Below are 21,157 nucleotides of genomic sequence, written 5' to 3'. Positions count from 1 at the left end.
GCTCAGATTTTCAGGCGTTCAACCACACGACCATGCTGCAGGTGCTCGGTAACGATCTCGTCGATGTCGCTCTCGTCCAGGTAGGTGTACCAGGTTTCTTCCGGGTAGATCACCAGCACCGGGCCTTCTTCGCAACGGTCCAGGCAGCCGGCCTTGTTGATGCGTACCCCGCCGGGGCCAGCCAGCTTCAGCGCCTTGACCTTGTCCTTGGCATACGCCTGCATGGTGCTGGCGCCGCAGCGGTTGCAACTCTGGCGCTCGCCTTCGCCGCGTTCGTTCAGGCAGAAAAACACATGGTGTTTGTAATAACTCATCGCCGTAATCCTGTTCAGCTCGGGTTTACCCATTCCAGCGGACTGTTGCACCAGGCGCACCCGGTGCCAGTCCGATATTGGCGCAGGGGCGTGATTGCACGCCGTGCGCCGATTGCAACATCTGCCCACGCAACGGTAGCGCCTTTTTATTGCTGGGTAACCGGTTTGATGTGTGCGGTCACGAAGAAGGGCAGGCCGTCGAGATCCTGGTCTGGCTGTACCGCGTCGATGACACGGATATCGTCCAGCCGGCACTCCTGGAACAGCTCTTCGGCAAAATGGCGGATGCGCTCGGCCGAATCCAGCGGCGCCAGCGGCCATACGAAGCCCTCCCAGCGCTCCTTGTCTTCGCGGATCGAATACGTGATGCGGATTTCGCCGCCTTCGTGGCTGGCAATGGTGGCAACCGGGCTCTGGCCGTTGCTGCGTATGCTGCGCAGCGCATTGCTGGTGGCCACCTGCAAACGGGTTTCCAGCTGCGTGACCCGGCCTGCCTCGGTGGCGGCCAGCCACGCCAGTGGCGTGCGCGGGATCGGGAACAAGGTCACGCCATTGGTCTTGAGCGCATCCCCCAGCTTTTGCGCCAGCGTCAACGTCCATTGCGCGGGCTGTGTATTGAGCTTGATGGCAGCTTCCGCACCGCGCTGCTGGATGGCCACACCCACCAGGTAGCGCTGGAACACCGCTTCGTCCTTGAACGCAAGCGGTGCCAGCTCGAACTGGCGTGGCAGGCCGGCGGCAGCGCTGTCCAGCTCATCACGCCAGCGGGTGAGTTGCGTGGCGCTGACGGCGGCCAGCTGATCGGGGCCCAGCAATTGATCAGACAGCCATACATCCGCATCGGCTGCGATCACGCCGCCCGCTTTCAGCGCATCCAATGCCACTGCGGCATCGATTTCGCCCGGCAGCGTGACGTTGCCCTTACTGCCAGCCACCAATACTACCGGAATGGCAAACGGGATCGCCCAGCGGGTACAGCCCCCGGCGGGGTTTTCCACGGTTTCACGCAGCAACTCCCACAGTACCTTGTAGGCATCCTGCGAAGGCGCCTGCGTCAGTGCCGCGTTCAGCCCGGCATTGTCATTGCTGCCGATCAGATCACCCAGCAGGCTGGCAAGCTGCAAACGCTTCTGCGCAGCCTGGTGGCCATCCGACTCGGTCAGATAGGACATCAACGCGCGGATCACCGGGTTCTGTGCGTTCACACGCGGATATAGGCGGGGGTCTGGCAGGTACATGGAGCAAACCGGAAGGCAAAGCGTGATTATACCCTGCCACCGCGCTCAGGTCGCTGATGTGACACTGGTACCATCGAGCGCTTTCTGATAGTGCAAGGCATTGAATTTATTTGACTATTTTGGTGCGGATTGGGTAAAGTACCTATTCTGTCTCGACGCGCGCTTAGCGTCCTGATGGTTTCTCCTTTGTAGATGTTGTTGGTAACCCGGGACGCGCGTTCCGGGTTTTTTTTCGCCGGACACGACCATGACCGATCCCCTTTTCATCGACCAGGCCATGCTCGCCAGACTGGGCGCAGAGGCGCTGCAGGCGCCGCGGCTGCGCAAGAACCGCAATTTCCATACCGATAATGCCGATCCCTGTCACCGCCTGATCAATGCGCTGGCACCCGGCACCTATGTACAGCCGCATTGCCATCTGGATGCGAGCAAGGCCGAATCCATCATTGCGCTGGCCGGGCGGATCGGGGTGCTGTATTTCGATGCGGCAGGCCGGATCGGGCACTCCTGCGTGATCGAACCCGGTGGCGATGTGGTTGGTGTGAATATTCCTGCCGGTGTATTCCACAGCGTGGTGGCGCTCTCGGATGGCTGCGTGTTCTTCGAGAGCAAGGCCGGGCCGTATCAGGCGCTGGGCAGCGGAGAAAAAGCCCATTGGGCGCCTGCCGAGGGTGAGGCCAGCGTGGGCGAGTACCTGCAATCCATGCTGGCGCACTTTGCCGGCTGATGGCAGTTGGTAGAGGCTATGCCTGCCACGTGCGGATTACTCAGCGTGCGGCAATGCCGCCTGGATGCTGGTGACGATGTCGGCTGGTGGTGGCGCGATATCCACGGTGATCGCATCGGCCGGTTCTTCCAGCGTGGCCAGCTGGCTATCGAGCAGGTGCGGATCGAAAAAATGCCCGCTGCGGCCAGCCAGCCGTTGCGCCAGCAGGGCCGCACTGCCTTTCAGATAAACGAAATGTACGTCGGCATCGCCTTTGCCGAGGATGTCCCGATACACCGCCTTGAGCGCCGAGCAGGTGAACACATGGTCTTCGCCCCGTGCCTGATGCGCCTCGATGGCCGCGCGGATTGCCGCCAGCCACGGCCAGCGGTCGTCATCGGTCAGTGGCGTGCCCGCGTGCATTTTGGCCTTGTTGGCGGCACTGTGGAATGCATCGGCATCGGAAAACCCGCAGCCCATCTGCGCGGCAAGCAGTTCCCCGACGGTGGTTTTGCCACTGCCTGATACACCCATCAGTATCACGATCATTGTTGCGGTCCTTTTGTCGATTCATTGCATACGGGCTAGTTGAAGGGGGCCATTCAGAGCGTGGCAATCTCTTCAAAGCTGTCGTGATGCTCGAAGGCGGCCTCCGCTGCATCCACCCGTTCCACGCGGGCATGTGCCGGGCCTTTCCCGGCCCAGTCGAGCAACGCAGCCAGCGCGGCTGGCTCACCCTCGGCATGGATTTCCACTGTACCGTCGGTACGGTTGCGCACCCATCCGGTAATGCCCAGCTTGCGCGCAGCCAGCACCGTGGCGTAGCGGTAGCCCACCCCCTGCACCAAACCATGCACGCGCAGCCGGCTGGCCGCCTCAGAGGCCATGCGCACCGCCAAACAGGCCCACGAGGCCGATGATGATCAGGTAAAGCGCAATGATATAATTGAGTAGCTGTGGCCGCGCCAGGATAAGGATGCCGGCAATCAGCGATACGATGGCATTGATGTGAAAGTTCATGCTGTACTCCTCTAGTGTATTGCACCGATATCGGCCAAAAACAAACCGGCGCTCACGGCGCCGGTCTGGATCACTTCACACGCATGCCCGGCTTGGCGCCTTCATGCGGTTCCAGGATGTACAGGCCGCCATCGCCGCCGGCCGCCAGTACCATGCCTTCGCTCAACCCGAACTTCATTTTGCGCGGCGCCAAGTTGGCCACCATCACCGTGTGCTTGCCGATCAGGTCTTCCGGCTTGTACGCCGATTTGATGCCGGCAAACACATTGCGCGTTTCACAGCCCAGGTCCAGCGTGAGCTGCAGCAGTTTCTCTGCGCCTTCAACGTGCTGGGCATTGGCGATGCGCGCAATGCGCAGGTCCACTTTCATGAAATCGTCGATGCTGATCGTTTCGGCAATGTCCGGGATTTCATAATCCGGTTTGGCAACTGCCGCTGCAGCAGGTTCCAGGCTCTGTTTGTTTTCTTCTACCATGGCTTCCACGCTTTTCGGGTCGATTCGGGTCATCAAATGCTGGTACACGTTGATGGTGTGTGCCAGCAGCAGCGTCTGTGCATCCGCCCAGGAAAGCGGCGCTACCTTGAGAAATGCCTCCACATCACCGGCAAGCTTGGGCAGCACCGGCTTCAGGTAAATGGTCAGCAGGCGGAATGCATTGATCAGGATCGAGCACACCTGTTGCAGTTCGGCATCGCGGCCTTCCTGCTTGGCCAGCTCCCACGGTTTGTTCTGGTCGACATACTGGTTCACTTCATCGGTCAGCGCCATGATATCGCGCAGCGCGCGGCTGTATTCGCGCGCTTCGAAGCTGGCGGCAATATCGTTGCCGGCAGCCTGCAGCTTGCCCAGCAGCGGCGAATCGAGCGTGGCGGCGAGCTGGCCGTCAAAACGCTTGCTGATGAAGCCGGCGGCGCGGCTGGCGATATTGATGTACTTGCCGATCAGGTCGCTGTTGACGCGTGCAACGAAGTCCTCCAGGTTGAGATCGGTATCTTCGATGGAGGCGTTGAGCTTGGCCGCGTAGTAGTAGCGCAGCCATTCCGGGTTCAGGTGGCGCAGGTACGATTCGGCGGTGATGAAGGTGCCGCGCGATTTGGACATCTTGGCGCCGTCCACAGTAAGGAAACCGTGGGCATTGATAGCGGTCGGCGTGCGGTAGCCGGCATATTCGAGCATGGCCGGCCAGAACAGCGCGTGGAAGTACAGGATGTCCTTGCCGATGAAATGGTACAGCTCGGCATCGCTGCCCTTGCGCCAGTAGCTGTCGAAATCGAGGCCCAGCCGGTCGCACAGGTTCTTGTGGCTGGCCATGTAGCCTACCGGGGCATCCAGCCACACGTAGAAATACTTGCCCGGTGCATCGGGGATTTCAAAGCCGAAATACGGTGCATCGCGCGAGATATCCCAGTCATTCAGGCCGGCCTCGAACCATTCCTGCATCTTGTTGGCCGCGCCTTCCTGCAGCTTGCCCGGTGTTCTGGTCCATTCCCTGAGGAAGTCTTCGCACTCGCCCAGCTTGAAGAAGAAGTGCTCGGAATCGCGCAGCTCCGGTGTGGCGCCCGATACCACCGAATACGGGTTCTTCAGGTCGGTGGGCTGGTAGGTGGTGCCACACACTTCACAGTTGTCGCCGTACTGATCCTTGGCCGCGCACTTCGGGCACTCGCCCTTCACGAAGCGGTCCGGCAGGAACATGTTCTTCACCGGGTCGTACAACTGAGAAATGGTCCGGCTGACGATCTTGCCGTCCTTCTTCAATGCATCGTAGATCCGGTAGGAAAACTGGCGGTTTTCCTCGGAATTGGTGGTGTAGTAGTTGTCGAAGTCGACATGGAAGCCGGTGAAATCGCGCAAGTGTTCACCATGCACGCGCTCGATCAACGCCTCGGGCGTGATGCCTTCCTTTTCTGCCCGCAGCATGATCGGTGTGCCATGCGTATCGTCCGCACACACGTAGTGGCAGGTATGGCCGCGCATCTTCTGGAAACGCACCCAGATATCGGTTTGCACGTATTCGACCAGGTGTCCCAGATGGATGGAACCGTTGGCATAGGGCAGGGCGGAGGTAACGAGGATTTTGCGGCTCATGCTGGACTGTATTCTGGCTTGGCAGGGAAGCGGCGATTATACCGCAGCCACGATACCGCCCGATGTGCACACATGATGCCGGCGCGCTTTATTCATTCGGTATTCCACGGTAAATTAGCAAAAAATCATATAACAACAGGTTGAACGGTGCTGAATCATCAGGACGAAATCGCCAGTATCGAAGCCACCTTTGTCGCGCTGGAGCAAACGCTGGGGATGGATTTGCGCGGCGAACTGCTTCATGCGTACTTTGCCACCCAGGAAGAATGCCTGATCGCGCTGGACGCCGCGCTGCACAATGGCGAGGCGCAACTGGCCATCGAGGCTGCCCACAAGCTCAAGGGCGCTGCCGCCCAGCTGGGGGCGCTGCAACTGTCCGCTTCGTGCAATCTGCTGGAGCAGGAAGCGCGTGCAGGCCGGCTGGCCGGTTTTGCCCCGCACTGGCAGCGTATGCACGCGCTGGCCACGCAATTGGGCATTGCCCTGAAGCCATGACGCCGGCGTGCGGCTAAACTGGCGGTTTCAGCCCCGCGCCGGATGCCATGCACGCCTTGTTCCAGTTCGACTGGCTGTACCTGATCGGTACCGCAGCCTTTACCGTATCGGGTTACCTGATCGGCGCCCGCAAGCAGTTTGATCTGCTGGGCGTGATCATCCTGGCATTGCTGACCGCGATTGGCGGCGGCATGATCCGCGATGTGCTGGTGGGGCGTACGCCGCGCATCTTCCTCGATGCCGAGCCGCTCTACACCATCTTCGGCACGCTGGCACTGGTATGGCTGATCAAGCTGCACCAGCGCAACAAGGGCCTGTTGCTCAAGCTGTTCATCGTTGCCGATTCCATCGGCCTTGTGGCTTTCAGCATTGCCGGTGCGCAGGTGGGCATCGATGCGCGCCTCAACCTGTTCGGCGTGGCCTTTTTGGGCTTCGTCACTGCGGTGGGCGGGGGTCTGGTGCGCGACATGATGGTCAACGACGTGCCCTTCATCCTGCACGAAGATTTCTACGGTACCGTGGCTATCCTGGTCGCCATCATCCTGTTCCTGCTGTACGGCTGGGGTTACGCTGGCCCGCTGGTGGACTGGCCGCTGTTCGCATTCGGACTGGCCCTGCGCCTGATCGCGCACTGGCGGGAAATCCGTTTGCCCAGGGTGGAACGGTGATCCCCGCCAGCGCGGAGCTTGCCCGCTGGCTACATCAGCGGCTGGCCGCGCACCAGCCGCGCCATGACGGAGATCACCCGGACTACAGCGCGCACCGCGCCGCTGCAGTGCTGATCGCGCTGGTGCTGCGCCCGCAAGGCGCTACCATCCTGCTCACCGAGCGCGCGCAGCATTTGTCCACGCATGCCGGGCAGATCAGTTTTCCCGGTGGGCGGGTGGAAGAGACCGATGCGGACGTGGTGGCCGCTGCGCTGCGTGAAGCGCAGGAAGAAATCGGCCTCGACCCGGCGCAGGTCAGCGTGGTGGGGCGGCTGGGCAGCTATGCCACCATCAGCGGTTATCTGGTGACCCCGGTAGTGGCATGCGTGGCCGCGGAACACCTCGCATTGAGCGTGGATCCGGGCGAGGTGGCCGCGGTATTCGAGCTGCCCGCCAGCGTGTTGCTCGATCCGGCCCGCTACGAGCGGCGCGTGGTGGAGCGGCGTGGCATCCGCGGGGTGAGCCATTTCGTGGAATACGATGGCAAGCTGGTATGGGGGGCGACGGCCGGCATGTTGCTGATGCTGATTGCCGCGCTGGATATCGACGGCAGCCCGCGTGATCTGACCTGATCACTACGCTGTGCGGTGTACTTCGGGCTTGGATGGTGGTCTTGTATGCCGATGCCGAACCCGGGCTTAGCGGCCTGCTGCGTCCGCACCCTTGGGTAGTGTCACGTGCACGATCAGGCCATGCGGCGCTGCATCGCGCAATTCCACGCTGCCGCCATGGCGCTCGGCAATTTCCTTCACGATGGCCATGCCGAGGCCACAGCCATTGCCTTCGTTCTGATTGACGCGAAAAAAGCGCTCGAACACACGCGGCTTCTGTTCATCCGGTATGCCGTTGCCGTCGTCTTCCACATCCACCAAGTAGTGGGTGGCGGATTCTTCCAGCCGCACGGTGATGCTGCCGCCGCGCGGAATGTACTTGATGGCGTTTTCGATCAGGTTGATGAACAGCTCGCGCAGCAATGCCGGGTTGCCATCGATGGGTGCGGTGGCCAGCACCGTATCACAGCCCAGATCCATGCCGGCAGCCAGCGAGCGCGGCACGCATTCGGCAGTCAAGTCGCGTATCAGCTTGGCCAGATCCACCTTCACCGTGGGCATGCCGTTCTGGCTGCCCGGTTCCGAGCGTGCCAGCGTGAGCAACTGGTTGACGAGGTGGATGCTGCGCGTGGCACTGGCATGCACCATGTTCAGCCGGTCACGCAGTGTTTCCGGCGAGGTTTCACGCAATGCCAGCTCGGTTTGCGACTTCAGCCCCGCCAGCGGCGTGCGCAGCTGGTGCGCGGCATCGGCGATGAAGCGGCGCTGGCGGCTGATGCTTTCGTTGGTGGTGGCCAGCAACTGGTTCAGCGCGTTGGTGATGGCATGGACTTCCTCGGGCGCATCCAGCAGCTCCAGCGGTGCCAGATCCTGCGCCGAGCGCTTGCCCACCAGGCTTTGCAGCCGGGTCAGCGGCAACAGGCCGCGACCGATACCCCACCACACCAGCAAGCTCATCGCCACGATCAACAAGCCCAGCGGCAAGGCGGTGGCAAACAGGATTTCCCGCGAAAGCTGGTTGCGGCCGGATAGACCCTTGCCGACCTGAACATGCAGGAACTTGCCGCCTGCACCCAGCTGGTAATTGATCGATACCAGGCGCAACGGTCCGTTGGGCTGGTCGATATTGTAGAAATAGGGCGTGCCCGGCGGCGCGGTGCTCAACGGCGGGCGGGGCAGGGTGCGATTGCCGGCAAGCACTTTGCCGCTGTCGGTCCAGACCGAATAGAACAGTTTGTCGTCGGGGTTTTCGTCGATCAGGAGCTGAACGACTTTGTAGAGGTCATCCACGCTGCCGGCATCCTGGGGTTCAACCTGGCGGGCAATGGCGCGGGCAGTCTGCAACAGGCTGTTGTCGATGACTGCGTTGGCGTAATGAATGGCAACCTGGTAGCTGAGGACGGCGCCTGCCAGCCACAGCACCAGTTGCGGAAACAGCAGCCACAGAAGCAGCTGCCGTTTCAGTGAGAACTTACCCTGCGGCATCCTGAGCAAAAGGCTGCTGCTTCTCTAGGAGATAGCCAAGACCGCGTATGGTGCGGATGACCACGCCACACGGCTCCAGTTTTTTGCGCAGGCGATGCACGTAAACTTCGATCGCGTTCAGGCCAACCTCGGCGTTGTCCGAACCCAGTTCGGAAACGATTTGCTCCTTGGTCACCACACGGTCGATATTCGACATCAGAATTTCGAGCACAGTGAGTTCACGGGCGGACAGGTCGAGCGGGGTGTCGTTACACCACGCACGCTGGCCGGCACGGTCAAGGCGCAGGTTGCCCAGTTGCTGTACCGATTGCGGCAGGATCTGGCTGCGACGCAGCAAGGCACGCAGGCGTGCTTCCAGTTCCGCAAATTCGAACGGCTTGGCGAGGTAATCGTCGGCACCGGCATCAAGGCCGGCAACACGCTCGTCCAGACCATCCAGTGCAGTCAGGATCAGGATAGGCAAGGACGGCTTGTGCTGACGCACATTACGCAGCACGGTCAGGCCATCCATATTCGGCAAGCCGATATCGAGCACGACTACGTCATAGTCATTGTGCAGCAGGATTTGTAAGGACAGTGCGCCGTCGTTGACGCAATCGACCTGGAAATCCGCCTGCGAAAGACTGGTTTTCAGCGCATCCGCCAGAATAAGATCGTCTTCGGCGAGAAAAAGCCGGGTGCTCATGGGGCTAAACCTCCGGTTGTAAGTTGAATCTTACTGCTGAGTTTAACTGTAATTTCTGGAATACCCAAGTTAATTTTGATACCCCGCTGTACGGGCGCGTTGCAAGCTTTGCCGGGCGGCTGATTGCGCTGTTTCCAGCTGCCAATCCGGCATGAGCCAAGCTGACAGCTCGCGTTCTATCATTGTGGCCAACGCGTTGATCCACAAGGGCTGATCGTTCAGACAGGGAATATAACGGAAAGCTTCGCCGCCGGCTGACAGGAAGTCCTGTTTTCCTTCAATAGCGATTTCTTCAAGCGTTTCCAGGCAATCGGCAACGAAGCCGGGGCACATCACATCCAGCTTGCGCACGCCGTCTTTTGCCAGTTTCTTCAAGGTAGCAGTGGTGTAGGGCTTGAGCCACTCGGCTTTGCCGAAACGTGACTGGAACGACAGCGTGTACTGCCCGGCGGCAAGGCCCAGCGCTTCGGCAACCAGTCGCGCGGTCTTGTGGCACTGGCAATGGTACGGATCGCCCAGATCCAGCGACCGCTTGGGCAAACCATGAAAACTCATCAGCAGATGATCACCACGGCCGTTGATGCGCCAGTGGTCGCGCACGCTTTGCGCCAGCGCGGTAATGTAGCTGGCATCATCGTGGAAGTGATGCACTGTACGCATCGCGGGCTGGTTGCGATAGCGTTGCATTTGTGCAAAAACGGCATCGCCTACGCTGGCGGTGGAGCTGGCCGCATACTGCGGATAGAGCGGCACCACCAGGATGCGGTCGCAGCCGGCTGCCCTGAGTTCATCCATGCGTGTGGCAATGGCTGGCTGACCGTAACGCATCGCGTAATTAATCACGATCGGTGCCTGCAGCCGTTCACCCAGATAACCTTTGATCAGGGATGCCTGTTTTGCTGTCCAGGTCTGCAATGGCGATCCCTCGCTCGTCCAGATGCTGGCGTACTTCCGCGCGGATTTCCTGGGCCGGGTATTGAGGATGATGCCGCGCAGGATGGGTTGCCACACGAACGCAGGGATTTCCACCACGCGCGGGTCGGAGAGGAACTGCGCCAGGTACGGTTTGACCGCGGCGGCAGTGGGCGCATCGGGGGTGCCGAGGTTGACCAGCAGCACGCCGATGCGGGCGATCTGGTCGTGCTTGAATTCGGGTTCTGGCAGAAAACGGGGCATGTTTCGCAAGCAGTCTGGATGAAGAAGGCAGGCCCGAGGATAGCAGCTGTTGCTGCATCAGGGCCGGAATGGCGGCACGAGGCGGGTTAGCTCGGCCTGGGCAGCTGCATCGCTCCGGTAACGCGCGGCGAGATAGGCGGTGCTGATCGCGTGGATGGCTGCCGCCTGCGCAGGCATGGCGCGCGCTGCGCGGGCGGCGAAGTCTGCAGGACCTTCGCCCCGCGCCGGTATCAATTGATGGCGTGCCAGCCGGCGCAGGAAGCGCAGCCACAGGCGCTGCGCGGCATCGGGGCGCTTGTGGCGGCCTTGCAACGTGTGCAGTCCTGCATAGATTGCCAGGAACAGTACGGCAATACCGCCCAGCCAGGCCAGCAGGCGCGGTGAGGCCAGATCATCGATGCCCAGCCGGCCGAAGAGCTGCAGCTGCCGCTGCGCGTCATAGCCGATGACCCAGCGGTTCCAGCCATATACCACCGCATCCCAGCGCAGGCGTATGCCATTGAGCCACGCTGCGTTGTCGCGCAACAGATAAGGCAGGTTCTGCGCACCGCGCACGCTGCCGGCAATCCCGCGTGTGATCCTGCCCGGCGCCACCACCGCTGTCGGGTCCACCCGTTGCCAGCCTTGACCATCCAGCCAGACTTCCGCCCAGGCGTGGGCATCGGTTTGCCGCACGATCAGGTAATCGGCGTTTTTTTCCCCGCCCAGGTAACCGGCTACGACGCGCGCGGGTACGCCGGCGGCACGCATCAGGAAAACGAAGGCGCCGGAGTAGTGCTCACAAAAGCCTTCGCGGGTATTGAACAGCAGATCATCGATGGTGTTCTGCCCGGGCAGCAACGGGGCATCCAGCGTGTAGCTGAATCCGTTGCTACGCAGATAGTTTAGCGCTGCCTCCACACGTGCCGGGGGTGGTAGCCCGGCCCAGCCTTGTGCAAGCGCGCGCGCGCGCGGGTTGCCACCGGCTGGTAACTGCAGGTCTGCGGCCAGATCGACGTTTGTATCGGTCATGCGCCAGCTCGTCACGCTTTGCATCTGCACGCGCTTGCGCTGGCTGACGGGCTGGTTGCTCACCAGTTGCAATCTGGACGTTAACCGGGTGCCCTGCGGCAATGCGCCAGGGGCCGGCAGATCCAGCGCCAGCAGCCAGTTGCGATTGTGTGGCTCGAGCGTGATGCTGTAACTGAATGCCGGGCTGAGCGCTTCGTATGAGGGCGTGCTGCGCTGGGTATTGAGCAGTTGCTGCCAGCTGCGTCCGTCAAAGTATTCGAATACAGGGCCGCGCCAGTAAAGGGCGTTGCGTGGCGGTTGCGCGCCTTCGAAATCTGCGCGGAAGGCCACGCTGTCGTCCAGTGCCAGATCGGTAAAGCTGCCGGGCGACATGTCATCGGCCAGGCCGATCTTGGCGCCGCTGTCGTTGCCGGGCATTTGCCACAACGGACCGGATAGACGAGGGAACAGGAAAAACAGCAGCAGCATTACCGGCAATGCTTCCAGCATCATCCAGCTGGCGCGCTTGTATTCCTGTACATCCAGCTTGCCGTCCAGCCGCTGCCAGCTGCGCAGCTGTGCGATGATGGCAATGGCGCAAATCGCCGCATAGGCCAGCATCCAGAACGCCTGTGATACCAGGAAGGCTGCACTGGTGGCAAAAAACGCCAGCAAGGTCAAGACGCGGGCATCACGGCGCTGGCGGGTTTCCAGCAGCTTGACCGCTAGCAGGCTGACCAGCAGCGTGACGCCGCCATCGCGACCCAGCAGCGTATTGAACTGCAACAGCACGATGCCCACCAGCACCGCGGCATATAGCAGTCGCAGCCAGCGGGCGGGTAGCGCCTTGCCCTGCCAGGCCAGCCAGCTTCGCCATACCAGTGGTAGCAGCACGATGGCGGCATGCCATGGCGCCAGTTGCAACAAATGCGGCAGCAAGGCCAGCAGCAGCGCAAACACCAGCCCATACAGCGGCAGCCTCGGCAGATCGTCGCGCAGCGCCGTTTTCATGCGTCGCTTCCGTAAAGCGCCAGCGCGGTCAGGCAGGCAATCTGGTGTATCGGTCCGCTATCGAGCGGCAGGCGTTTGCCCGGCAGGTTGAGGCCATAACGGTCTTCATTCTGCTCTGCAGCCAGCACCCATGCCGCCAGGCGGGACAGCCTGGCTTCGTCGTTCAGCCCTTCCAGCTCATACCAGTCGAAGCTGTAGGCTGCGCTTTGCGGGCTGTCGTACTGCTTGATATTCAGCCGGTCGTCGCGCGCCGCCTGTTTCCAGGCAATGCGGCGGATCGGGTCGCCGGCCTGGTAACGGCGCAGGCCGGAAAAATCATCGTCGCCACGCCGCCACGCGCTGCCTCCCAGTTCCGCGAGGCCGGTCAACTGGTAAGAAGGCGCTTCAGCCTCCGGGGTAGGGTAAACAAGGCAGCACGCTGCCAGATGGGCATAACTCCACACCCGGCATAGCTGGGATGGGTAACGTGTTTCCAGCTGGATACTGGGCAGCAGCAGCCAGCCGCGCTGGCTGGTAGCAACCGGTATCCAGGCATCGAAGCCACCGGGTGGATCTATCCTGACTACGGCGACCGCCTCGTTCTTGCCGGCGCCCAGCATGATGGCGTGCCGCAATTTCTTGCTGTCCAGCCGTACCGGAAAATGCGCGGTTTCGCCGGCAAAGACCGCTTCGGGCATGCCGGCAGTCAGCTGCAGGCCCAGCAGGTTGCGGAAACCATGCAGCAGGCTGGCATGGCCCAGCCCGATCATCAGGAAGGCAAAGCCGTACGCCAGGCTGATCTGGTAGTTGATGGCGCCAACCAGCACCAGCAGCGTCATTGCGGCAAACGCAAAGCCGAAGCTGGTGGGCAGTACATAGATGCGGTTGTGCCGCAGCGCAACGGTATCGCTGCTGGCGGGGTGACGGCGCGCCAGCCAGGTTTGCCAGCGCCGCTCCAGCCAGGCCGGGGTTTTCATCTGCACCTGCAGTCAGGGAATGGCAACGTTGCTGAGCAGTTCCGCTGCCGAACGCGGATCCGGCCTGCCGCTGGCGCGTGTCGGCAGGCGGTGGCCAGCCACGCTGGGGAATACCGCTTGAATGTCTTCCGGAATCACGTAATCGCGGTTATCCAGCCACGCCCACGCACGTGCAGCGTTGACGAGCCCCAACAGCGCACGCGGCGACAGACCATAGGCAAAATCGGCATGGTTGCGCGTGGCCAGTGCCAGCGCCTGTACATAGTCCAGCAGTGCCGGGCTGATATGCAGCGCTGCCACTGCATTCTGTGCCGCCAGCAGCGCGTCTGCCTCGATACTGGCGCCCAACTGGGCGATCAGGTCGCGCCGGTCGCTGCCCACCAGCATTGCACGCTCGGCATTGGCATCCGGGTAGCCCAGCTCGATGCGCATCAGGAAGCGGTCCAGTTGCGATTCCGGCAGCGGAAAGGTGCCGATCTGATGCTGCGGGTTCTGCGTGGCGATCACGAAGAAAGGCTCTGGCAGCGGGTAAGTGGCGCCATCGATAGTGACCTGGCGTTCTTCCATCGCTTCGAGCAATGCGGATTGGGTTTTGGGTGGCGCGCGGTTGATTTCATCGCCCAGCAGCACCTGGGTGAACACGGGGCCCTGGTGGAAGCGGAACAGGCCGGTATCACGCTCATAGATCGATACACCCAGCAGGTCCGCCGGCAGCAGATCGCTGGTGAACTGGGTACGCTGGAACTTCAGCCCCAGGCTGACCGCCAGCGCATGCGCCAGTGTGGTCTTGCCCACACCGGGCACGTCTTCCAGCAACAGGTGGCCCCGTGCCAGCAAACATGCGAGCGCCAGTCTGAGCTGGGTATCCTTGCCGAGGATGATCTGGTTGAGTTGCTGGAGCGTGCTGGTGAGTGGGTGAGCCATGCGTGTTTTTCTTGTGTACTGGACAGTCTTTAAAAGTGACCGGTGAAGTTCACACCGATGGTGGGGTCGATATTAAAGCGATCCGGCGATAGCGCGTTACCGTTTTCGTCTTCCATGTTCAATTTGCCGCCAAACAGCCCGGTTGCGTACAGATCGACCTTCCAGCCCGGATGCGTGGCATAACCCACGCGCAGGTAGAGCGGTACCCCTGAGCTTTCGCCAATACCACTGGCGGTGCCATTGAAGCGGAAGCGATCGCTTTTCCAGGCGCCGCCGGCCGCAAATTGCCAGCGATCGAACGGGCTGTAGCTCAGCTCCACGCCCGCCGGCCCGGTGGGACTGGTCTGATCCGGGTTGACCAGCCGCCATTGCTCGCTGATCTGCCAGTCCACCAGCACATACGGCAATACGCGCGTCTGGTCGAGCTGACGATAAATGCCCGCACCCACACCCAGGATCAGGCCTGCCTGGATTTGCCGGCTGGCATCGACACGGGTGCCGAAATCCCATTGTTCGTCACCACGCTGGCGGGTGTCCTGGTGGTACAGCGTGGGAGATACCGAATACAGCCAGTTGTTGCCATCCTGGTAGCTCAGCCGGAACCCGGTGCCGCTGCGGTAGATCTGGCCCAGTGGCGTTGCGCTGGAGAGGGCGAACGGGTTGTCGCTTTGCCAGCGTGCTGGCGCCAGCCGGATGCCGAGTCCGTTGCTGGCATCGCCGCCATCGGCCGGAGTGCGGATGGTGGCTTCTTCACCGAACTGCACCGCATCGATGCGCAGGGTGCCCGCCTGGTCTGCCGCCTGTGCCTGTGTAAACACCAGGCCGCACAGGCTGGCGTGCATCAGTAATGTTGCAAACAATCTACGCGTCATGATCAGGTACTCGTCACGTGCAGCGAGGCAGAGGGGCTGTCTTCATCATGGTAGGCGTTGTCACACAATGCAAAGTCGCCATGCGGTGCTGGTTCGCAAGCGGTGCGCGGCGTAAACTCGCCGTTCCAGAAAATGCACTATACCGGGTCATCAATCCGCGCCACGGCACCAGTCTGGAAACAATCGGCATGGGGCGCACCGCCCCCAGTGAAGGGACGCAACGTTGTATCCTGCAGACGAAGGCATTACCGCATACCTGACGCACTCCGCCTGTGCGATGCATGAAATGGGCCAGGGCCATCCGGAATGCCCGGGCCGGCTGGCCGCAATCCAGGACAGGCTGATTGCCGCGCAGCTGTGGGATTACCTGCTGCATGTGGATGCGCCTGCCGCCACGCACGAGCAGCTGATGCGCGTGCATGACGAAGCCTATATCGATCGCCTGACCAGCATGGTGCCCGGCCATGGTTACGTGCACCTGGACCCGGATACCGCAATCAACCGTTTCAGCCTGCTGGCTGCGTATCATGCTGCGGGTGCGGGCGTTCACGCGGTGGACCTGATCATGCAGGGCAGGGCGAATAACGCATTCTGCTCGGTACGCCCACCCGGCCATCATGCAGAGCGTAGTCGCGCGATGGGCTTCTGCCTGTTCAACAACCTGGCGGTGGCGGCTGCACACGCAATGGATGTGCATGGCATCGAACGCGTTGCCATCGTCGATTTCGATGTGCACCACGGCAACGGCAGCGAGGATATCTTCTGCGATGACCCGCGCGTGCAGATGGTGGGCTTTTTCCAGCACCCGTTCTTTCCGTACTGTGGCGATACGCCACGTGGCCCCAACATGCTGAACGTGCCGCTGCCGCGCGCCACCACCGGCCTGCAGTTCCGCGACATGGTGGTGGAGAAATGGCTGCCGGCGCTGGATGCATTCGCGCCGCAGTTCATCTTCATTTCCGCCGGCTTCGATGCCCATCTCGAGGACGAAATGTCGTCGATGGGTCTGGTCGAAGCCGACTACGCGTGGATCACCCGGCAGATCAAGCAGGTGGCGAAGCAGCATGCGCAAGGTCGCATCGTATCGACGCTGGAGGGCGGCTACGATCTGTCTGCGCTCGGGCGCAGCGTGGCGGTGCATATCAAGGAACTATCCGGTTTGTAATGCCGGTCGATACGGTATGCAGACATGAAAAAGGCCACGTCCCGACGTGGCCTCTCCGTTTGCATCGCGGCTCAGACGAACAGCTTTACCGATAGCCAGAACAGCCCGGCTGCCAAGCCCATGGCTGCGGGCAATGTCAGCACCCAGGCCAGCAGGATTTTCTGCACGGTGGAAATCTGCACGCCGGTGCCATTGGCCACCATGGTGCCAGCCACGCCGGACGACAACACATGTGTGGTGGAAACCGGCAGTCCGAACAGGTTGGCAATGCCGATCGAGCACGCCGCGGTGATCTGCGCGCACATGCCTTGTGCATAGGTCATGCCCTGCTTGCCGATCTTTTCGCCCACAGTCAGCACCACGCGCTTCCAGCCCACCATGGTGCCCAGGCCCAGCGCAGCGGCCACTGCCAGAATCACCCAGAACGGCGCGTATTCGGTGGTGGCAGTCAGGTCCTTGCGCAACTTGTCGAGGTCATCGCGATCCTGTGCAGGCACGGCGGGCAACTTGGCAACCTTCTTGGCGGTATCGTCCAGGCACAGCAGATAGCGGCGCACCTGGGTACGGGCCTCCGGCGTGAGTTCGCGGTAGCTCTTGATGCCTTCCAGCGATTTGAGCAATGCGGCGATGGTGGGCATGGTCAGTGTAGCTTCACAGCGGAACTTGGCCGGGAGTTCACTCGCGTTGTTCTTGCCCAGGGCGAGGTAATCGGTGAGCTCGCCTGCGTGGCGCTCGTAAAACTGTTGCAGGTGCACGGTGGCGTCCCGCGTGCGTTCGATCTGGTAGGTGGTGCTGTCCTGATCAAGCACGAATTTGCCCGGCACGATGCCGATCAATACCAGCATGATCAGGCCAACGCCCTTCTGGCCATCATTGGAGCCATGTACAAAGCTCACGCCCATTGCGGAGAGCACCAGGACCAGCCGATTCCAGAACGGCGGGTGCTTCTTGCCGTCGAGCCCGCGGCGGGTTTCCGGCGTTTTGTGCATCTTGGCCAGCGGCAGGTAGCGCTTGAGCAGCCACAGCAGCAGGCCGGCCAGTGCAAAACCAACCAGTGGCGATACCAGTAGCGACAGGCCGATATCGATGGCTTTCTGCCAGTTGATCGACGTCGCCAGTGGTGCGTCGCGCATCACGGCGTTCATCAGGCCCACGCCGAGGATGGAACCGATCAGCGTATGCGAGCTCGATGCTGGCAGGCCGAAGTACCAGGTGCCCAGGTTCCACAGGATGGCGGCGGCAAGCAAGGAAAACACCATGGCCAGGCCTTGGCCGCTGTTGACGTTGATCAGCAGGTCTACCGGCAGCAGGTGGACGATGGCATAGGCAACGCCCAGCCCGCCCAGCAACACGCCAAAGAAATTGAACAGGCCGGACAACATCACCGCCAGGTTCGGGGGCATGGCCTTGGTGTAGATCACGGTGGCAACAGCGTTGGCCGTATCGTGGAAACCGTTGATGAATTCGAAGGCCAGCACGAAAAACAGCGCCAAAGCCAGACTCAGACCGATGCTGAAATCCAGCCCGCTGAAAAGATCGAGCATGAGAAACTCTGTGAAGGATATGTGACAGCGCGGATTATCCCAGAATCCGTGCAGCCGTGTCTGCACACGAAGAAACCGCTGCCCGCCAATGGTGCGGCATGCACCATGCGGTCATGATGAGCACGATACGCTCAGCGTGTCGGCCCAGTCTGGCGGCGCTGCGGCGTAGCCGGCGTATTCGGCCCGTTCTTCGAATGGCTGTGCCAGGCAGGCCTGCAGGCGGGCGATTTCGCTGAAGTCGCCGGCTTCTGCCTGGCGGATAGCGACTTCAGCCAGGTGGTTGCGCAGCACATAGGCGGGGTTGGCCTGCTGCATCGCTGGCAAGCGTATGGCATCGTCACCGTGATTGAGTAGCAGACGTTCGCGGTACGCGGCAAACCAGCCATCAAACGCATCGCGGTCAAGAAACAGATCGCGCAACGCCGCTGGTGCCTGCGACGTGGATGGCGTGTGGCTCAGTGTGCGCCAGAATATCGTCCAGTCGGTACCGGCAGCCTGCATCAATTCGAGCAGACCGGTAACCAGCGCCCAATCCGTTTCCTGCCATGCATCGAAACCGAGCTTGCGTTGCAGCAGGTCGCTGAATGCTTCCTCGAACAATGGCTGGAAGCGGTGCAACGCGGCGATGGCATCGTCGCGTTCCAGCAAGGGCAGCATGGCTTGCGCCAGGCATTGCAGATTCCACAGCGCGATCTGCGGCTGCTGGTTGTATGCGTAGCGACCGCTTTCATCCGAATGGTTGCAGACATGGCCGGCATCGAAGCCATCGAGGAAGCCGAACGGGCCGTAATCGAGCGTGAGGCCGAGGATGGACATGTTGTCGGTATTCATCACGCCGTGGCAAAACCCCACTGCCTGCCAGTGCGCAATCATCAGCGCGGTGCGCTCGATCACTGCATCCAGTAACGCCAGGTAGGGCTGCGCTGCTGATTGGCATGCCGGGTAGCAATGCGTGATGGTCCAGTCGGCCAGCGCGCGCAATGCATCGTGCTCGTTCTGGTAGAAGAAGTATTCGAAATGCCCGAAGCGCACGAAGGTGGGGGCAACACGGGTGACCACGGCGGCGGTTTCTGCCGTTTCGCGCCATACCCGTTCGGGCGAGCCGGCAATGGCCAGCGCCCGCGTGGTGGGGATGCCCAGCCCATGCATGGCTTCGGAGCACAGGTATTCGCGGATGCTGCTGCGCAATACCGCGCGGCCATCGCCACGGCGCGAGTACGGCGTGGGGCCGGCGCCCTTGAGCTGGATTTCCTGCAACGTGCCGCTGCTGTCGCGGGCTTCGCCGATCAGGATGGCGCGGCCGTCACCCAGCTGTGATACGTAGACACCAAACTGGTGGCCGCAATACACGCTGGCAAGTGGCCCGGCATGCTTGGGCAACGCGTTGCCGACCAGATAGGCGGGCAGGTCATCGCCGGGCTGTGCGGGCAGGTCCAGTTCGGTAGCCAGTGCGCTGTTCCATGCCACCAGATGCGGTGCCGGCAGCGGCGTGGGAGCAACGAGGCTATAAAATCGGTCAGGCAGTGCGGCGAAGCGGGTGTTGGCGATCAGGTCGGCAAAGGTGTGCATGCGCAGCATCGGCCATTGTTGAGTTGTCCAGTCGGGTATTGTACGCTCGCAGACCTCCCCGCCTCAAAATCGGATCATGAGCGAAAAAGCCCCCGTTACCGCCGCAATCCGCGTATTGCGCCAGCACAAGGTTGCGTATACCGAGCATCTGTACGAATACGAGGAGAAGGGCGGTACCGCTGTCTCCGCGCGCGCGCTGGGTGTGGATGAGCATGCGGTGATCAAGACGCTGGTGATGGAAGACGACAGCAAGCAGCCGCTGATCGTGCTGATGCATGGCGACTGCGAGGTATCTACCAAGAACCTGGCGCGCCTGTTGAAGAAAAAGACCATCCACCCTTGCGTGCCGGAGATTGCCAACAAGCATTCCGGCTATGTGGTGGGCGGCACCTCCCCGCTGGGCACCAGGAAAGCCCTGCCCACCTATATGGAGCGCAGCATTGCTGCGCTGGACCGGATCTACCTGAATGGCGGCAAACGCGGCTTTCTGGTGGGCTTGTCGCCAGCCGATATCATTGCCATCCTGAAGCCGACACTGGTGGACGTGGCCAACGCGCACGATGAACAGGATTGAACCGATGAGCACCTTACCCGCCATCCTGCACGACCAGATTTCCGCCTTGCTCGACGCTGGTGACCGGCTGTTCGAACGCGGCGATGACGAAGGCGCACTGAGGAAATACCGCGAGGCCGAAGCATTGCTGCCCTCGGTGCGCGAGCCGTGGGAAGCCAGTACGCTGGTACTAATCGCCATCGGCGATACGCTGTTCCAGATGCGCGATTTTGCTGCTGCTGCCGAGGCGCTGCTGGACGCCATCGACTGTGCCGGCGGTGAGGAAAACCCCTTCATCCACCTGCGCCTGGGGCAATGCGCATACGAGCTGGGCGAGCACGAAGGCGCCGTCGAATCCTTGAAGGCCGCGTATGAGCTGGGCGGCCCGGATGTGTTCGAAGATGAAGAAGAGGTGTACCTGGCATTGCTGCAGGTCAAGCAGGCATAGCCAGCACTGTTTTTTGTCAGGCAGCCCACACTCCACAAGGCAACAGCATGAGCGACCGGCTTACCATGATTACCACCCGCGGCGGTGATGGCGGCGAAACCAGCCTTGGCGACGGCACGCGCGTGCCCAAGCACAGCCTGCGCATCGCGGCACTGGGCGAGGTGGACGAGCTCAATTCGCAACTGGGCGTGGTGCTGACCGAAGCGCTGCCGGCCGGGGTGGTCGATTGCCTGGAGCGCGTGCAACACGACCTGTTCGATCTGGGCGGCGAGCTGTGCATCCCTGGCCGCGAGGCCATCAGTGATGCGCAACTGGGCCGGCTGGAAACCGCAGTGGAAACATTCAACGCTGCATTGCCGTCGCTGGCCGAATTCATCCTGCCCGGCGGTTCACGCGCCGCCGCGCAGTTGCACGTGGCGCGCTGCGTATGCCGGCGTGCCGAGCGCACGCTGGTGGCGCTGGACAAGGAAGAAGTGCTGGCGGCTACCGGCATCAAGTACCTGAACCGGCTATCCGATCTGCTGTTCGTGCTGTCGCGCACCGCCAATCGCCACGCAGGCAGGGGCGATGTACTCTGGCAGCCGGGCTTGAACCGCTAGCCGGTTCGACGCGGCGAAGTTTCGCGCTTGGGGTGCGCTGCAGTCGCCGGCGGCCTCATT

Annotated in this window: 23 protein-coding genes; 8 read left to right on the top strand and 15 right to left on the bottom strand. The window is 61.7% G+C overall.

Translation table 11 applies throughout. The annotated features are described in order from the left end of the window. Window positions 1–2: 2 nt before the first annotated feature. The gene (locus IGB42_RS05735) at window positions 3–314 is read right to left on the bottom strand and encodes a ferredoxin (protein WP_159668269.1); all 312 of its coding nucleotides are present in this window, start codon (window positions 312–314) and stop codon (window positions 3–5) included. 146 nt (window positions 315–460) lie between these two features. Beyond that, window positions 461–1,552, bottom strand: coding sequence for a DUF2863 family protein (locus IGB42_RS05730; RefSeq protein ID WP_159668266.1), 1,092 nt, complete (start codon window positions 1,550–1,552; stop codon window positions 461–463). A gap of 247 nt (window positions 1,553–1,799) precedes the next feature. On the opposite strand from IGB42_RS05730, the gene IGB42_RS05725 reads away from it, so the two are divergent. Next, window positions 1,800–2,279: a WbuC family cupin fold metalloprotein gene (locus tag IGB42_RS05725; protein WP_159668263.1), complete on the top strand. Its 480-nt coding sequence runs from the start codon at window positions 1,800–1,802 to the stop codon at window positions 2,277–2,279. A gap of 36 nt (window positions 2,280–2,315) precedes the next feature. Here the strand turns inward: IGB42_RS05725 and IGB42_RS05720 are convergent, their stop codons facing one another. From IGB42_RS05720 to metG, 4 genes are all read right to left on the bottom strand, one after another. Continuing rightward, a complete protein-coding gene (locus IGB42_RS05720; RefSeq protein WP_159668260.1) occupies window positions 2,316–2,807 on the bottom strand; it encodes a gluconokinase in 492 nt (163 codons plus the stop codon). A 53-nt stretch (window positions 2,808–2,860) separates the two neighbouring features. Next, window positions 2,861–3,145, bottom strand: a complete 285-nt coding sequence (locus IGB42_RS05715) for an acylphosphatase (RefSeq protein WP_159668257.1) — start codon at window positions 3,143–3,145, stop codon at window positions 2,861–2,863. After that, window positions 3,135–3,278, bottom strand: coding sequence for a DUF3096 domain-containing protein (locus IGB42_RS05710; protein ID WP_159668254.1), 144 nt, complete (start codon window positions 3,276–3,278; stop codon window positions 3,135–3,137). The genes IGB42_RS05715 and IGB42_RS05710 overlap by 11 nt, the downstream gene beginning before the upstream one ends. Before the next feature lie 70 nt (window positions 3,279–3,348). Then, window positions 3,349–5,367 (bottom strand): methionine--tRNA ligase, encoded by a 2,019-nt coding sequence (gene metG / locus IGB42_RS05705; RefSeq protein WP_159668251.1) that lies wholly within the window; start codon window positions 5,365–5,367, stop codon window positions 3,349–3,351. Window positions 5,368–5,514: 147 nt separating this feature from the next. Between metG and IGB42_RS05700 the strand changes: the two genes are divergently transcribed. From IGB42_RS05700 to IGB42_RS05690, 3 genes are read left to right on the top strand one after another with little or no spacing between them, the layout of a single operon-like run. Continuing rightward, window positions 5,515–5,862: an Hpt domain-containing protein gene (locus IGB42_RS05700; protein WP_159668248.1), complete on the top strand. Its 348-nt coding sequence runs from the start codon at window positions 5,515–5,517 to the stop codon at window positions 5,860–5,862. 47 nt (window positions 5,863–5,909) lie between these two features. Continuing rightward, window positions 5,910–6,530 carry a trimeric intracellular cation channel family protein gene (locus IGB42_RS05695; protein WP_159668245.1) on the top strand — a complete coding sequence of 207 codons (621 nt, stop codon included), beginning with the start codon at window positions 5,910–5,912 and terminating at the stop codon, window positions 6,528–6,530. Continuing rightward, window positions 6,527–7,141, top strand: a complete 615-nt coding sequence (locus IGB42_RS05690) for a CoA pyrophosphatase (RefSeq protein ID WP_159668242.1) — start codon at window positions 6,527–6,529, stop codon at window positions 7,139–7,141. Before IGB42_RS05695 ends, IGB42_RS05690 begins: the two co-directional genes overlap by 4 nt. Window positions 7,142–7,207: 66 nt before the next feature. On the opposite strand, the gene IGB42_RS05685 is transcribed toward IGB42_RS05690, so the two are convergent. The 7 genes from IGB42_RS05685 to IGB42_RS05655 form a co-directional block, all read right to left on the bottom strand. Beyond that, window positions 7,208–8,605, bottom strand: a complete 1,398-nt coding sequence (locus IGB42_RS05685; protein ID WP_159668238.1) for a sensor histidine kinase — start codon at window positions 8,603–8,605, stop codon at window positions 7,208–7,210. Further along, complete coding sequence (locus IGB42_RS05680; protein WP_159668234.1) at window positions 8,592–9,290, bottom strand: response regulator transcription factor; 699 nt, start codon at window positions 9,288–9,290, stop codon at window positions 8,592–8,594. Before IGB42_RS05680 ends, IGB42_RS05685 begins: the two co-directional genes overlap by 14 nt. A 69-nt stretch (window positions 9,291–9,359) precedes the next feature. Beyond that, window positions 9,360–10,466, bottom strand: coding sequence for a ferrochelatase (gene hemH / locus IGB42_RS05675; protein WP_159668231.1), 1,107 nt, complete (start codon window positions 10,464–10,466; stop codon window positions 9,360–9,362). Between the two features lie 57 nt (window positions 10,467–10,523). After that, window positions 10,524–12,467, bottom strand: coding sequence for a DUF3488 and transglutaminase-like domain-containing protein (locus tag IGB42_RS05670; RefSeq protein ID WP_159668228.1), 1,944 nt, complete (start codon window positions 12,465–12,467; stop codon window positions 10,524–10,526). Further along, window positions 12,464–13,423 (bottom strand): DUF58 domain-containing protein, encoded by a 960-nt coding sequence (locus tag IGB42_RS05665; protein WP_159668225.1) that lies wholly within the window; start codon window positions 13,421–13,423, stop codon window positions 12,464–12,466. Before IGB42_RS05665 ends, IGB42_RS05670 begins: the two co-directional genes overlap by 4 nt. A 12-nt stretch (window positions 13,424–13,435) precedes the next feature. Continuing rightward, window positions 13,436–14,347 carry a MoxR family ATPase gene (locus IGB42_RS05660; protein WP_159668222.1) on the bottom strand — a complete coding sequence of 304 codons (912 nt, stop codon included), beginning with the start codon at window positions 14,345–14,347 and terminating at the stop codon, window positions 13,436–13,438. Between the two features lie 29 nt (window positions 14,348–14,376). After that, a complete protein-coding gene (locus IGB42_RS05655; protein WP_159668219.1) occupies window positions 14,377–15,219 on the bottom strand; it encodes a hypothetical protein in 843 nt (280 codons plus the stop codon). A gap of 223 nt (window positions 15,220–15,442) precedes the next feature. On the opposite strand from IGB42_RS05655, the gene IGB42_RS05650 reads away from it, so the two are divergent. Then, window positions 15,443–16,384, top strand: a complete 942-nt coding sequence (locus IGB42_RS05650) for a histone deacetylase family protein (RefSeq protein WP_374705045.1) — start codon at window positions 15,443–15,445, stop codon at window positions 16,382–16,384. A gap of 71 nt (window positions 16,385–16,455) precedes the next feature. Here IGB42_RS05650 and IGB42_RS05645 read toward each other — a convergent pair whose 3' ends face one another. Together IGB42_RS05645 and IGB42_RS05640 are read right to left on the bottom strand one after the other, a co-directional pair. Continuing rightward, window positions 16,456–17,928: an inorganic phosphate transporter gene (locus tag IGB42_RS05645; RefSeq protein ID WP_159668217.1), complete on the bottom strand. Its 1,473-nt coding sequence runs from the start codon at window positions 17,926–17,928 to the stop codon at window positions 16,456–16,458. 111 nt (window positions 17,929–18,039) lie between these two features. After that, window positions 18,040–19,497: a YdiU family protein gene (locus tag IGB42_RS05640; RefSeq protein WP_159669058.1), complete on the bottom strand. Its 1,458-nt coding sequence runs from the start codon at window positions 19,495–19,497 to the stop codon at window positions 18,040–18,042. Between the two features lie 76 nt (window positions 19,498–19,573). Between IGB42_RS05640 and ybaK the strand changes: the two genes are divergently transcribed. The 3 genes from ybaK to IGB42_RS05625 are packed head-to-tail and all read left to right on the top strand — an operon-like array spanning window position 19,574 to window position 21,097. Next, window positions 19,574–20,071, top strand: a complete 498-nt coding sequence (gene ybaK / locus IGB42_RS05635) for a Cys-tRNA(Pro) deacylase (RefSeq protein WP_174764174.1) — start codon at window positions 19,574–19,576, stop codon at window positions 20,069–20,071. A gap of 4 nt (window positions 20,072–20,075) precedes the next feature. Continuing rightward, window positions 20,076–20,498: a M48 family metallopeptidase gene (locus IGB42_RS05630; protein ID WP_159668214.1), complete on the top strand. Its 423-nt coding sequence runs from the start codon at window positions 20,076–20,078 to the stop codon at window positions 20,496–20,498. Window positions 20,499–20,545: 47 nt separating this feature from the next. Then, window positions 20,546–21,097 (top strand): cob(I)yrinic acid a,c-diamide adenosyltransferase, encoded by a 552-nt coding sequence (locus IGB42_RS05625; RefSeq protein WP_159668211.1) that lies wholly within the window; start codon window positions 20,546–20,548, stop codon window positions 21,095–21,097. The last annotated feature ends 60 nt before the right edge of the window (window positions 21,098–21,157 follow it).

Origin of the sequence: Andreprevotia sp. IGB-42 (genome assembly GCF_009848685.1) — a bacterium.
Classification (GTDB): Bacteria; Pseudomonadota; Gammaproteobacteria; order Burkholderiales; family Chitinibacteraceae; genus Andreprevotia.
The sequence above is the reverse complement of the archived record's forward strand: the minus strand, read 5'-3'. Positions and strand labels throughout refer to the sequence as shown.

Bases quoted from the DNA above. Each gene is read 5' to 3' on its own strand.
- IGB42_RS05670 (WP_159668228.1), bottom strand. From the start codon at position 12,467: ATGAAAACGGCGCTGCGCGACGATCTGCCGAGGCTGCCGCTGTATGGG.
- IGB42_RS05730 (WP_159668266.1), bottom strand. From the start codon at position 1,552: ATGTACCTGCCAGACCCCCGCCTATATCCGCGTGTGAACGCACAGAAC.
- metG (WP_159668251.1), bottom strand. From the start codon at position 5,367: ATGAGCCGCAAAATCCTCGTTACCTCCGCCCTGCCCTATGCCAACGGT.
- IGB42_RS05735 (WP_159668269.1), bottom strand. From the start codon at position 314: ATGAGTTATTACAAACACCATGTGTTTTTCTGCCTGAACGAACGCGGC.
- IGB42_RS05645 (WP_159668217.1), bottom strand. From the start codon at position 17,928: ATGCTCGATCTTTTCAGCGGGCTGGATTTCAGCATCGGTCTGAGTCTG.
- IGB42_RS05695 (WP_159668245.1), top strand. From the start codon at position 5,910: ATGCACGCCTTGTTCCAGTTCGACTGGCTGTACCTGATCGGTACCGCA.
- IGB42_RS05640 (WP_159669058.1), bottom strand. From the start codon at position 19,497: ATGCACACCTTTGCCGACCTGATCGCCAACACCCGCTTCGCCGCACTG.
- IGB42_RS05710 (WP_159668254.1), bottom strand. From the start codon at position 3,278: ATGAACTTTCACATCAATGCCATCGTATCGCTGATTGCCGGCATCCTT.
- IGB42_RS05715 (WP_159668257.1), bottom strand. From the start codon at position 3,145: ATGGCCTCTGAGGCGGCCAGCCGGCTGCGCGTGCATGGTTTGGTGCAG.
- IGB42_RS05680 (WP_159668234.1), bottom strand. From the start codon at position 9,290: ATGAGCACCCGGCTTTTTCTCGCCGAAGACGATCTTATTCTGGCGGAT.
- ybaK (WP_174764174.1), top strand. From the start codon at position 19,574: ATGAGCGAAAAAGCCCCCGTTACCGCCGCAATCCGCGTATTGCGCCAG.
- hemH (WP_159668231.1), bottom strand. From the start codon at position 10,466: ATGCCCCGTTTTCTGCCAGAACCCGAATTCAAGCACGACCAGATCGCC.
- IGB42_RS05665 (WP_159668225.1), bottom strand. From the start codon at position 13,423: ATGAAAACCCCGGCCTGGCTGGAGCGGCGCTGGCAAACCTGGCTGGCG.
- IGB42_RS05630 (WP_159668214.1), top strand. From the start codon at position 20,076: ATGAGCACCTTACCCGCCATCCTGCACGACCAGATTTCCGCCTTGCTC.
- IGB42_RS05685 (WP_159668238.1), bottom strand. From the start codon at position 8,605: ATGCCGCAGGGTAAGTTCTCACTGAAACGGCAGCTGCTTCTGTGGCTG.
- IGB42_RS05625 (WP_159668211.1), top strand. From the start codon at position 20,546: ATGAGCGACCGGCTTACCATGATTACCACCCGCGGCGGTGATGGCGGC.
- IGB42_RS05655 (WP_159668219.1), bottom strand. From the start codon at position 15,219: ATGACGCGTAGATTGTTTGCAACATTACTGATGCACGCCAGCCTGTGC.
- IGB42_RS05725 (WP_159668263.1), top strand. From the start codon at position 1,800: ATGACCGATCCCCTTTTCATCGACCAGGCCATGCTCGCCAGACTGGGC.
- IGB42_RS05660 (WP_159668222.1), bottom strand. From the start codon at position 14,347: ATGGCTCACCCACTCACCAGCACGCTCCAGCAACTCAACCAGATCATC.
- IGB42_RS05720 (WP_159668260.1), bottom strand. From the start codon at position 2,807: ATGATCGTGATACTGATGGGTGTATCAGGCAGTGGCAAAACCACCGTC.